At 71.3% G+C, this 12,039-nt stretch carries 10 protein-coding genes; 3 read left to right on the forward strand and 7 right to left on the reverse strand.

Translation table 11 applies throughout. The features are described from left to right. Positions 1-96 precede the first annotated feature (96 nt). Complete coding sequence (locus tag ACIHAD_RS48220; protein WP_397361624.1) at positions 97-1,566, reverse strand: phosphodiester glycosidase family protein; 1,470 nt, start codon at positions 1,564-1,566, stop codon at positions 97-99. Positions 1,567-1,822: 256 nt separating this feature from the next. On the opposite strand from ACIHAD_RS48220, the gene trpS reads away from it, so the two are divergent. Next, a complete protein-coding gene (gene trpS, locus ACIHAD_RS48225) occupies positions 1,823-2,785 on the forward strand; it encodes a tryptophan--tRNA ligase (RefSeq protein WP_397361625.1) in 963 nt (320 codons plus the stop codon). Here the strand turns inward: trpS and ACIHAD_RS48230 are convergent. The 5 genes from ACIHAD_RS48230 to ACIHAD_RS48250 are packed head-to-tail and all read right to left on the reverse strand — an operon-like array spanning position 2,782 to position 8,233. Beyond that, the gene (locus ACIHAD_RS48230; RefSeq protein WP_397361626.1) at positions 2,782-3,183 is read right to left on the reverse strand and encodes a cupin domain-containing protein; all 402 of its coding nucleotides are present in this window, start codon (positions 3,181-3,183) and stop codon (positions 2,782-2,784) included. The two genes, trpS and ACIHAD_RS48230, sit on opposite strands and share 4 nt — an antisense overlap. Before the next feature lie 5 nt (positions 3,184-3,188). Continuing rightward, complete coding sequence (locus ACIHAD_RS48235) at positions 3,189-4,220, reverse strand: P1 family peptidase (protein WP_397361627.1); 1,032 nt, start codon at positions 4,218-4,220, stop codon at positions 3,189-3,191. Next, on the reverse strand, positions 4,217-5,833 hold the full coding sequence (locus ACIHAD_RS48240; protein WP_397361628.1) for a PucR family transcriptional regulator: 1,617 nt from the start codon (positions 5,831-5,833) through the stop codon (positions 4,217-4,219). The genes ACIHAD_RS48235 and ACIHAD_RS48240 overlap by 4 nt, the downstream gene beginning before the upstream one ends. A 56-nt stretch (positions 5,834-5,889) precedes the next feature. Beyond that, on the reverse strand, positions 5,890-7,518 hold the full coding sequence (locus ACIHAD_RS48245) for an AMP-binding protein (RefSeq protein ID WP_397361629.1): 1,629 nt from the start codon (positions 7,516-7,518) through the stop codon (positions 5,890-5,892). 13 nt (positions 7,519-7,531) lie between these two features. Beyond that, positions 7,532-8,233: a TetR/AcrR family transcriptional regulator C-terminal domain-containing protein gene (locus ACIHAD_RS48250; protein WP_397361630.1), complete on the reverse strand. Its 702-nt coding sequence runs from the start codon at positions 8,231-8,233 to the stop codon at positions 7,532-7,534. A gap of 55 nt (positions 8,234-8,288) precedes the next feature. On the opposite strand from ACIHAD_RS48250, the gene ACIHAD_RS48255 reads away from it, so the two are divergent. Continuing rightward, positions 8,289-9,737: an MFS transporter gene (locus ACIHAD_RS48255; protein ID WP_397361631.1), complete on the forward strand. Its 1,449-nt coding sequence runs from the start codon at positions 8,289-8,291 to the stop codon at positions 9,735-9,737. Here ACIHAD_RS48255 and ACIHAD_RS48260 read toward each other — a convergent pair. After that, the gene (locus tag ACIHAD_RS48260) at positions 9,734-10,432 is read right to left on the reverse strand and encodes an alternative oxidase (RefSeq protein ID WP_397361632.1); all 699 of its coding nucleotides are present in this window, start codon (positions 10,430-10,432) and stop codon (positions 9,734-9,736) included. The two genes, ACIHAD_RS48255 and ACIHAD_RS48260, sit on opposite strands and share 4 nt — an antisense overlap. Positions 10,433-10,667: 235 nt before the next feature. Here ACIHAD_RS48260 and ACIHAD_RS48265 point away from each other — a divergent pair, with 235 nt between their 5' ends. Continuing rightward, entirely contained in the window at positions 10,668-11,948 is a 1,281-nt protein-coding gene (locus ACIHAD_RS48265; protein ID WP_397361633.1) for an aspartate aminotransferase family protein, read from the forward strand. Positions 11,949-12,039 lie beyond the last annotated feature (91 nt).

Below are 12,039 nucleotides of genomic sequence, written 5' to 3' on the forward strand. Positions count from 1 at the left end.
CGGGGGGGCCCCCGCGGCGGGGGGGGGGGGGGGGGGGGGGGGGGGGGGGGCCGGGGGGGGCGGGGGGGGGCGCGCCGCCCCCCCCCCCCCCGGCCGCTACTGGGGAAGGACGAGGAGGGCGTCGCCGACGCCGCGCTCCACGCCGTCCGATGGCCGGTTGACCAGCTTGTTCGACACCACCATCGCGGTCGAGCCGCCGCCGTCCAGGTTGATGGCCTGGACCGCGCCGAGCCAGCGCATGAACTGGGCGGCCTCGTGGAAGTTGGCGCCGACGGTCACGCCGGGCTGGCGGCCGTCGATGGTGGCCAGGATGAGGCTGCCGTTCCTGGTGACGCCGAGAAGGGTGCGCGGGTGGCGGCGCAGGATCATGTTCACGGAGTCGTGGCCGTCGCGCTTGGCGGTGATCTTCACGTGGCCGTTGCGCACGAGGCCGACGCCGCCGGCGATCACGTTCAGGTCGGGGGTGAGCTTGAGGGCCTTGCCGGTACGCAGGTCGGTGACCTTCGTGTCGATCTTGACCGTCCAGCCTTCCCAGGCGTGCTCGTCGAGCCATTCGGCGGACGTGCCCTGGCCGTGCAGCACCTGGGTGCCCTTGGCCACGGCGGCGCCGCTCGCGCGTACGGTGACCGCCTTGCCGTTGGCGTCGAGGACGATGTCGGTGCCGCCGGTCGGGGTCTTGGCGCCGTACTCCTCGGTGTAGAGGACGGCCTCGTCGGTGGCGGCGGCGCGGTTGACGCCGTTGACGGGGAGCTTGTCGCCATCCTGGGAGATCGCGGTGACGGCGGTCCTCAGCTCGGTGATGCGGGCGGCGCGGCCCTGGAGCACCACGGCCGAGCGGCCCGGGACGGCCTCGCTGAGCAGGCGTCCGGCGACCACGGAGGCGCCGACGGGCTCGCCGCGCAGGTTCTTGGCGGTGTGGATGTTGAAGAAGCCGCCGTTGACGCCGACCACCGCGTTGCGCGCCTTGGCCATAGAGGAGACCGTCTCGCGCTTGGCGACGCTGGTGCCGAGGGAGGCGGCGTACGAGCCGCGGAACGTCCGGGAGTCGATCATGACGACCTTGGCGTCCCAGGGGCCGGTGGTCTTCAGGCCGTCGTCGCCGAGGTAGTCGACCTTGACCTTCAGCCCGGCTTCCTTGAGCGTCTTGGCGGTCTCGTCGGCCTTCGCCTTGTCCTTGAAGGACCACAGCCCCACGCGGACCATGTAGACGGTCTGGGAGGGCGCGTCGGCCACGCTCGGCCGGACCACCTTCTGCAGGCTCGGCGCCTCGCCGGTCGCCTCGACCTCGGCGACCTTGGCCTGGGCGGTCTCCAGGGCGCCGTAGTCGCGGCCGCTCGGCATGAGCACGGTCACCGTGTAGCCGTCGGTGGAGCTGCCGGCCTTCACGTCGTACAGGTCGATGCCCTGGGTCACGGCGGTCAGCGTCTTGGTTGCGGCGGGCCGGGAGCCCAGCGGGAAGTCGGCCGACGGGAACTGCACCGCGAGCCGCGCCGCCGAGGCGGGCAGCGCGGTGACGGTGATCGTGGCGGCTATGGCCAGGCCGCCGGCGATGGTGCGTCGAGACATGAACTCTCCAGAGGGCGGAAAAGGGACCGAACCATCCTGACGAGATCAAGGTCCCGGAGTCAGCCGAACGCGCCAAACTGCTCAAGAGGTTACAAGATTGACACCCAGCCCAGATAACATTGCGCTATGACCCGTATCAGCATGTGGTGGCGGCCGGCAGACGGCCGCTGATCTTCCATGCTGGGCCGTCCTGGTGGCGGCCCTTCCGAGCGCGGGCTCCCCTCAGGCGGCGGCACACCTGAAGGAGAGAGCCATCGTGAACGACGTCGTCCTGACCGGCGACCGGCCGACCGGACGCCTGCATCTGGGCCACTATTTCGGCACCCTCGCCAACCGGGTGGAGCTGCAGGACCGCTACCGGACGTACGTGCTGATCGCCGACTACCAGGTGATCACCGACCGCGACCTGCCCGGCGAGATCCAGCGCAACATCACCGAGGTGCTCCTGGACTACCTGGCCGTCGGCCTCGACCCGGCCAAGGTCACGATCTTCCAGCACAGCGCGATCCCCGAGCTGAACCAGCTCCTGCTGCCGTTCCTCAGCCTGGTGTCGGTGGCGGAGCTGAGCCGTAACCCGACGGTCAAGGACGAGATCGCGCACAGCGCCCGGCGCGCGGTCAGCGGCCTGCTGTTCACCTATCCGGTGCACCAGGCCGCCGACATCCTGTTCTGCAAGGGCACGCTGGTGCCCGTCGGCCGCGACCAGCTCCCGCACGTTGAGGTGGCCCGGCTGGTCGCGCGCCGCTTCAACGAGCGGTACGGCGAGGTCTTCCCGCTGCCCGAGGCCATGCTGGGCGAGCGTCCGCTGCTCATGGGCCTGGACGGCGGCAAGATGAGCAAGAGCCGCGGCAACGCCATCGCCCTGGCGGCCACCGAGGACGAGACCGCCGCCCTCATCCGCAAGGCCCGCACCGACTCCGAACGCCTGATCACCTTCGACGAAGCGCACCGGCCGGGCGTCGCGACCCTGCTCACCCTGGCCGGGCTCTGCCTCGGCCGCCCGCCCGAGGAGATCGCCGAGGAGATCGGCGACGGCGGGGCCGCCGCGCTCAAGGCGCTGACGACCGAGGCGGTCAACGAGTTCCTGCGCCCGATCAGGCGGCGGCGGCGCGAGCACACCGAGGCCGACGCCAGGCAGGTGCTGGCGCAGGGCAACGAGCGGGCCCGGGAGCGGGCGGTCCGCACGCTGGACGAGGTCCGTACGGCGATGGGGTTCTAGCGGGGCTGCCCGGACTGCCCGGACTGCCGGGACTGGTACACCTTGCGCAGCGTCTCGTGCACGATCCACGTCGTCCGCGCACCCTCGGCCAGCAGGCACACGTCGCCCGGGCCGACCTCGATCGTGGTGCCGCCCTCGACGGCGATCGTGGCGCGGCCGGACAGCACCACGAAGATCTCGTCGGTCTCGACGTCGGTGACGATGCCGGGGGTGATCTCCCAGATGCCGCGGCCCTCGCCGAGTTCCAGCGACGAGGTGGCGGGGTCGCCGGCGACGATCTGCTCGGGGGCGAGCTCGTCGGGGGTCAGCCGCACGTCGTGCACGGGGACGGAGAACGCGCCGGCGGTCGCGATCATGCGGCCGAGGTCTTCGAGGTCGGGCATCAGGACGTCAGACATGTTGCTCATTTCACCAGGTCGGCGAGGCGGGCGCCGTCGAGGGCGTAGGCGGTGAAGCCGTTGGCGCCGGTCATCGTGCCGGCGGCGACCATCGCGTTGACGATGGCCTCCTCCGTGGCCTCGATCACGGCGTGGAAGAGCGGGTCGAGGCGGGCGTCGGCCAGCACCCGCACCTCGAACACGCCGGAGCCGCCGTCGTCGAGGGCGTTGGAGGGCAGGCCGCGGTTGCCGGTGGCGAAGCAGATGAAGCCGTCGCCGCTGGAGCTCTCGCCGGCGCCGCCCGTCCTGGCCACGCCGAGCCCGGCGCGCCGGGCGAGCTTGCGGCACTGGTGGGGGAGGAGCGGCGCGTCGGTGGCGACCACGGCGATGATCGACCCGGCGCCCTCGTGCATGCCGGGGCGGGGCACGTCGTCCATGACGATCGGGTGGCCGTTGACGGTGAGCCGGTCGCGGCGGCCGTGGTTGGCCTGCACGAGCACGCCGACCGTGTGGTCGCCGCTCACGCGGGACGCGGTGCCGATGCCGCCCTTGAACCCGTGGCACACCATGCCGGTGCCGCCGCCGACCGAGCCCTCGGGCACCGGGCCGGCCGAGGCGCCGTGGTAGGCCCGTTCGACGTGCTCCTGGCGGACGTGCCGGGCGTCGATGTCGTTGAGCTGTCCGTCCCAGGTCTCGGCGACCACCGGCAGCGACCACGCGCCCGCGCCCCGGCCGCCGATCTCCAGGGAGACCAGCGCGTCGCGTACCACGCCGACGGAGAAGGTGTTGGTGAGCCCGATCGGCGAGTGCAGCAGGCCGAAGTCGTCGAGGTAGGGCAGGCCGGTCATCTCGCCGTTGCCGTTGAGCCAGTGGTAACCGGCGTAGACGGGGGAGTCGTAGGCCGGGCCCGGACCGGGGCGGACGACGGTGACCCCCGTACGGGCGGTGCCCTCGGTCAGCGTGGTGTGGCCGACCAGGACGCCGGGCACGTCGGTGATCGCGTTCAGCGGACCGGGGACGCCGGTGCCGATGACGATGCCGTGATCACGAGCTCTCAACGGTTCTCCCTGCGGAAGGACTCCAGCGCCAGCAGCGCGACGTGCAGTGAAAGGCATGACTCGACGTCGTCGAGGTCGGTGTCGAGGATGCGTTCGAGGCGGCGCAGGCGGTCGTAGAAGGCCGGTCTGGACAGGTGGGCCTTCTGCGCGGCCACGGCCTTGTTGCGGCCCGCGTCGAGGTAGGTGCGCAGGATCCGGGTGAGGTCGCCGCCGCGCTGGGCGTCGTGCGCCAGCAGCGGGCCCAGCTCGCGTTCGGCGAACGTCTGCAGCCGCGCGTCGTCGCGCAGCAGGTGGAGCAGGCCGCGCAGGCGCAGGTCGGGCAGACGGTAGAAGGCGCGGCCGTCCGGCTGGCGCACGGCCACGTCCGCGACCTGCTCGGCTTCGAGGAAGCTGCGCCGTACGTCGCGGATGGACTCCACCACCGACCCCGCGGCCAGCACGAACGCCGAGCCGGGCGGCCACAGCACGCGCAGCCGCTCGGCGAGCGCGGTCAGCGCGGGCTCGGCGTTGGTACGCGGCGGGAGCGGCAGCAGGACGCCGACCCGCTCCTGGTCGAGCGCGCCCACCAGGGCGGGCAGGCGGGCGTCGCGGCAGGCGGCGGCGGTGGCCTCGGCCAGCTCGCCGAGCTGCGCCTGACCGTCGAGCGCCTGGTCGGCGGGTTCGGTCGGCCTGATGACGACGCTGATCAGCCTGCGCCCGGTCAACGGCACGCCGACCGCGCGGGCGCGGGCGGCGGCCTCGTCGGGGTCGGCGTAGGCGTGGGTCAGGATGCCGGTGATGATCGTGCCGTGGGCCTGGCGTTCCAGGGACTCCTGGTGGCGTTCGAGCAGGCGGCCGAGGGCGAGCGTGGTGGCGGCGCGTTCGGCGAGCACCAGCTCGCGCGGCGTCGGCGGCGTCTCGCAGATCAGGATCAGCCGCCCCCAGTCCTGGCCGCGCGCGCCGACGGTGGTGACCAGCCAGCCGGATGCGGGGTCGTACGCCGTGCGCTCGGCCAGGGCCACCCCCCGCGACCTGCTCTCCCAACCGGCCAGCAGCGTGCCGGCGTCGCGGCCCGCGGACTCGCAGGCCAGCACCTGATGGGCGAGGTTCTCCAGCAGCACCGGGCGGCCGGACAGCCGGGCGACCTGGGTCAGCACCTCGGCGGGCGAGGCGCCCTCGACCGACAGCTCGGTGAACACCTCGTGCAGCTGCTCGGAGGCGCGCAGCTCCTCAAGCTGGATGTCGATGATCCGGGCGTGCACGGACTCGGTGATCTGCACGAACGGCGTCTCGCGAGCCAGCACGATGACCGGCAGCCCGTGCTCCTCGGCCGTCTTGACCACCGCCCGCGGCAGCTCGCGCAGGAACCTGCGGCCCAGCTCCACGATCAGCCCGGAGGCCCCGACGGAGGCGAGCTCGCCGATGTAGTCGGCGAGCTTCTCCGGGTCGTCGGGGAGTGCGACGCCCGTGGTGAGCACCAGCTCGCCGCCGCGCAGCAGATGGGCGATGTCGGCGATCTCGCCGACGTGCACCCACCGCACCCTGGTGTCGAGCCGGTCGGCGCCCGCGACCACGCGCGGGCTGCCCCGGCGAACGGTCTCCAGGGCGAGGACGTCGGCGATGGTGGGCAGCACGGGGCGAGCCTAGCCGATCAACCTGTAAGAACGGTCATACAGCCATATACACACTGTCACAGGTTGAACTCCTCCTCGCGGTACTCACCTTGAGGTTCGCGCACCCGGAGCTCCACCCGCCGGATCTTCCCCGAGATCGTCTTCGGCAGCTCGGCGAACTCCAGCCGGCGCACCCGCTTGTACGGCGCCAGCTCCCGCCGGCAGTGCTGGAAGATCGACCGTGCGGTCTCGGCGCCGGGCTCGAACCCGGGCGCCAGCATCACGTACGCCTTCGGCACGGCCAGGCGCACCGGGTCGGGGGCGGGCACGACGGCGGCCTCGGCCACGGCCGGGTGCTCCAGCAGCACGCTCTCCAGCTCGAACGGCGAGATGCGGTAGTCGGAGGCCTTGAAGACGTCGTCGGTCCTGCCGACGTAGGTGATGTAGCCGTCCTGGTCCCGGGTGGCGACGTCGCCGGTGTGGTAGAAGCCGTCGCGCATGGCCTCGGCGGAGCCGCCGACGTACCCGGCCATCAGGCCCAGGGGCCGGGGGGCGAGCGGCAGGCAGATCTCCCCGTCGTCGCCGGGCTCGCCGGAGATGGGGTCGATGAGCACGATGTCGTAGCCGGGCAGCGGGCGTCCCATCGATCCGGGCTTGACCGGCTCGTCCGGTACGTTGCCGATCTGGGCGGTCGTCTCGGTCTGGCCGTAGCCGTCGCGGATGGTGATGCCCCACGCCTTGGCGACCTGGTCGATGATCTCGGGGTTGAGCGGCTCGCCCGCGGCCACGGCGGTGCGCAGCGGCAACTTCCAGGCCGCCAGGTCCTCCTGGATGAGCATCCGCCACACGGTCGGCGGCGCGCAGAACGTGGTGACCCGCTCGTCGCGCAGCACCTCCAGCAGGGCGCGGGCGGCGAAGCGCTCGTAGTTGTGGATGAGCACGGTCGCCCCGGCGTTCCAGGGCGCGAACACGTTGCTCCAGGCGTGCTTGGCCCAGCCGGGGGAGGAGACGTTGAGGTGCACGTCGCCGGGGCGCAGGCCGATCCAGAACATGGTGGACAGGTGACCGGCCGGGTAGGAGGCGTGGGTGTGCTCGACCAGCTTGGGGCGGGAGGTCGTGCCGGAGGTGAAGTAGAGCAGCAGGGGATCGCCGGGCCGGGTGGGGGCGTCGGGGGTGAAGCGCTCGGCGGCCTCGTACGCCTCGCGGTACGGCAGCCAGCCGTACGCGTCGCCGACCGCGATCCTCGTGAACTCGCCGGCCCCGAACTTGCCCGCGTCGGCGGCGTTGGCGATCACGTGGGCGACCTGACCGCGTTCGAGGCGTTCGCCGATGTCCTTGGCCGTCAGCAGGGTGGTGGCGGGGATGACCACCGCCCCGAGCTTCATGGCCGCGAGCAGGGACTCCCACAGCTCGCTCTGGTTGCCCAGCATGAGCAGGACGCGGTCGCCCCTGCGCACGCCCTGCTCGTGCAGCCAGTTGGCGACCTGGTTGGAGCGGGCCGACAACTCGGCGAAGGTGTGGGAGACCCGGCTGCCGGGGTTCACGATGGTCAGGGCCGCGGCCTGCGGCGTCTCGGCGGCCAGCACCCCGTCGAACCAGTCGAGCGCCCAGTTGAACTGCTCGGCCTCCGGCCAGCGGAAGTCACGCCGGGCCGTGGGGTAGTCGGCGCTCAGGAGAAGGTCGCGGGCCGCGCGGAAATCGCTCATGCCCCGGATCCTGCTACGTCGCCAGCCGCCGCTCAAGGCCGTCGAGCACCGACACGAGCCCGAAGTCGAACGCCGTGGCCCGGAGGACCTGCGGATCCTGGTACGCCCCCATGGCCAGGCTCTCCAGCATGTCGGGGAGGTCGGCCGCGGCCTTGGCGACCATGCCGCGCATCTCGTCGGCGTCGTAGTCGGAGTCTTTCGCGGTGGCGTCCCAGGCGATCTCGGGCAGGGTCATGCCGTAGACGAAGGCGGTGACGGCGGCCACGGCGTAGTCGACGTCGAGGCCGTGGAACCCGGCCGCCCTGAAGATCTTGCGCATTCGGTCGGAGGCGGACAGGGCGTGCGGGCCGAGTGCGGGCACCCGGCCGAGGAGGTCGGCCGACCAGGGGTGCCGCAGCATGACCGTGCGCATGCCGTAGGCCATGGCGGAGGCGGCGTCGCGCCAGCCCACCTCCGCGGCGTCGGGGACGGTCATCTCGGCCCAGACCTGGTCGTAGGCGAGTTCGAGCAGTTCGTCCTTGTTGGCGACGTACCAGTAGAGGCTGGTGGCGCCGGCGCCCAGCTTCGCGCCGAGCTTGCGCATGCTCAGCCCAGCCATCCCCTCCTGGTCGAGCAGCTCCAGCGCGGCCCGGACGATCTCCTCGCGGCTGCGGCCCGGGGCGGCGGCCTTGCGCGGCTCGCGGAACCAGACAGAGGTGAACTGCTTGGCGGTCATGCCTCCAGGATAAATGCTCTCGCACAGTGTGCGAGAGTTGTCGTACGCTGTGCGAGTGACCTCGAACGCTGTACGAGACCCCCGTCGCTGGTGGGTCCTTGTCGTGCTCTGCCTCTCGCTGCTGGTCCTCACGGTGGACGGAACCGTGCTGAACCTGGCGATCCCGTCCCTGATCGAGGAGCTGGGCGCGACGCCGTCCGACATCCAGTGGATCCTCGACGCCTACGTGCTGGTCTTCGCGGGCCTGCTGCTGACCGCCGGAAGCCTGTCCGACCGGTACGGCCGCCGCCGCTTCCTCGTCATCGGCCTGGCCTTCTTCGGCGGCGCGTCGCTGCTGGCCGTGCTGGCCGCCGAGCCCTGGCAGGTGATCGGCGCGCGGGCCCTGATGGGGGTCGGCGGCTCGATCCTGATGCCCTCGACGCTCTCCATCCTCATGACCGTCTTCGAGGAGGACGAGCGGCGCAAGGCCATGGCCATCTGGGGAAGCGTGGCGATGCTCGGCGTGATCGCCGGGCCGACGCTGGGCGGCTTCCTGCTGGAGCACTACTGGTGGGGCTCGGTCTTCCTGCTCAACATCCCGATCGCGGTGCTGGCCATCGTGGCCGCCTTCGCGCTGATGCCCGAGACCCGCAGCGCCGGGCGGCGGATCGACCCGGTGGGCGTGGTGCTCTCGATCGTGGGCCTGACCTCGGCCGTCTACGTGATCATCGAACGGGAGTGGAACCTGCTCTTCATCGCGCTGGCGGTCGTCTCGCTGACCGTGTTCGTCATCTGGGAACGACGGGCCGAGCATCCGATGTTGCCGCTGCAGCTGTTCCGGAACCGCAACTTCAGCGGCGCGTCCTTCTCGATCCTGCTGATGTCGTTCGGCGCGGGCGCCGTGATGCTGATGCTCACCCAGTACCTGCAGTTCGTGCTGGGCTACGGCGAGCTCCAGGCCGGTCTGGCCATGCTGCCCCAGGCGGCGGCGGCCGTCGTCTTCAACGGCGTCGGCGCGGCGCTGGGCAAGAAGGTGTCCAACCGGGTGCTGATCTCGGCCGGGCTGCTGATCATGGCCGTCGGGTTCGTCGTGATGGCGCTCACCACCGGCTACCTGCCGCTGATGAGCGGGCTGGTGCTGATGGGCGCGGGCGGCGGCCTGGCCGGTCCCTCCGCCTACGCCTCGCTGATGGGGGCCATCCCGCTGGAACACGCGGGTGTCGGCTCCGCGCTCAACGACACCGTGCAGCAGGTGGGCCTGGCCATGAGCATCGCCGTGCTCGGCAGCGTGCTGGCCGGCGTCTACACCGCGGAGATGCCGCTCGACGCGCCCGCGGCGGCCCGCGAGTCGATCGGGGTCGCCGAGCAGATCGGGCTCGGCGAGGTGGCCGACCGGGCCTTCACCGTGGCCGTGCACCTCGGGTCGTGGGTCGGGGCCGGGTTCAGCGTCGCCGCCGCGCTGCTCGCGCTGGTCGTGCTGCGCCCGGCCGCCCCCGTCGCGGCTCCCGAACTGGCCAAGGTCTAGCGGACGCGGGGCTCACGCATGCTCTCCAGGCTGTCGAGCTTGTGCGTGCGCTCGTCGTGGCCGATCTGCCGGAGCAGGTCGGCCACCGAGCGGTAGCGGCCGTACTCCTCGGCGTACGTGCCGGGGTCGGGTACGAAGTCCAGGTCGGGGTTCTCGGCCACGAACGTCATGTACTCGTGCTCGGCGTGGTCCTCGAACTCGGCGTTGAGCCGGTAGCTCCAGTCCGGCCGGACCACGAACAGCACCCAGGACACGTGGTAGTAGAAGAACGCGATCAGCCACGGCGCCGCCTTGTGCAGCAGCCAGTTCTGGCGCTGCCCGGCGCGCTGCACCAGATCCTGCATGATCAGCAGGTGCCACTGCTCGTTGTCCTGGTCGGCGCGGGCCTCCACGATGCGCTCGAAGACCCTCCTGGCCAGGGCCGAGCGTCCGGCGTGCCGGTGGACGGCCCAGTAGCCCATCCGCTCCCACGCCTGGTACGGCACCCGCGCGATGATCTCCAGCATGGCGAACTTCGTGTACGAGCCCTTCCTGCCGTACATCAGGTCCACGGGCTTGAACATCATCCGCGCCAGCAGGCTGTAGTCCATGCGCGGGGTGTCGAGGGTGTCCTGCTGGGCGCGGCGGAGCCGGTCGCGGTCGAGCTTGGGCGGCCCGGCGGGCGCCTCGGGGCGCAGGTCGATGGTGACGGTCATCTCGGTCTCCTCGGTTCGTCGATGGTCCGATGGTGGCCGAGCGGGCCCCGCCGGGTCGTCGCCCGCGAGTGGTCAATCGCGATGCCTCTGGCGGCGTACCGGGGGGCCGGCGCGTACGCCCCCAGGCGCACGGGTGATCCCCTAGGGGGAGGACTTACATCTTGTAAGGTGATTTGACCCCGTGCCGACAGCCTGCCGCTGTGAGGAACCGCGGGAGAACGGGATACTCGGGAGCATGTCGGAGCTACTCGCGCGCCACCGGGCAGTGATGCCGAACTGGCTGGCCCTCAACTACAACGAGCCCATCGAGATCGTCAGCGGCAAGGGCAACCGCGTCATCGACGCCGATGGCAAGAGCTACCTGGACTTCTTCGCCGGGATCCTGACCAACATGATCGGGTACGACGTGCCCGAGGTGCGCGACGCCGTCGAGCGCCAGCTCGCCACCGGCGTGGTCCACACCAGCACCGTCTACCTACTGCGCGGCCAGGTCGAGCTCGCCGAGAAGATCGCCCGGCTCTCCGGCATCCCCGACGCCAAGGTGTTCTTCACCAACTCCGGGACGGAGGCCAACGAGACCGCCCTCCTCCTCGCGACGTACGCCCGCAAGACCGACCAGGTGCTCGCCATGCGGCAGAGCTACCACGGGCGCAGCTTCGGCGCGGTCAGCGTCACCTCCAACCGGGCGTGGAAGAACAACTCGCTCTCCCCGCTCAACGTGCACTTCCTGCACGGCGCCGACCGGCACCTCACCCAGTTCAAGGGCCTGTCCGACGCCGACTACATCAAGGCGTGCGTGGACGACCTGCGCCACGTGCTGGCCACCTCGGTCTCCAACGACGTGGCGGCGCTGATCGCCGAGCCGATCCAGGGCGTGGGCGGCTTCACGATGGCCCCCGACGGCCTGTTCGCCGCCTACAAGGAGGTCCTGGACGAGCAGGGCATCTACCTCATCTCCGACGAGGTGCAGACCGGCTGGGGCCGTACGGGCAGCGCGTTCTTCGGCATCCAGAACCACGACGTGACCCCCGACATGATCACGTTCGCCAAGGGGCTGGGCAACGGCTTCGCGGTCGGCGGCATCGTGGCCCGCGGCGACCTGATGGACGGCCCGCACGCCGTGGGCCTGTCCACGTTCGGCGGCAACCCCATCTCCATGGCCGCCGCGAACGCCACCCTCGACTACGTCCTCGACCACGACCTCCAGGCCAACGCGGCGCGGACCGGCGACCTCATCATCGGCGGCCTCAAGGAGGCGGCCGCACGCCTGCCGATCGTCAAGGACGTACGCGGCAAGGGCCTGATGTTCGCCGTCGAGCTGGAGAGCCCCGCCCAGGCCGTGCGCTTCATGGAGGAGACCAAGAAGGCGGGCCTGCTCGCGGGCAAGGGCGGCCTGTACGGCACCGCCATCCGCATGGCCCCGCCCCTCACCCTCACGGTGGACGAGGCCACCGAGGGCCTGGGGATCATCGTCAACGCACTCGAAGTCATCAACGCAGAGGCAGCAGCTCAGTGAAGTCGGTCAAGCACTGGATCAACGGCGCTCTGACGGACGGCGACAGCCGTACGGCGGAGATCTTCAACCCGGCGACCGGGGAGGTCAGCGG

This window comes from Nonomuraea sp. NPDC052265 (assembly GCF_044547985.1).
In the GTDB taxonomy this organism is placed as follows: domain Bacteria; phylum Actinomycetota; class Actinomycetes; order Streptosporangiales; family Streptosporangiaceae; genus Nonomuraea.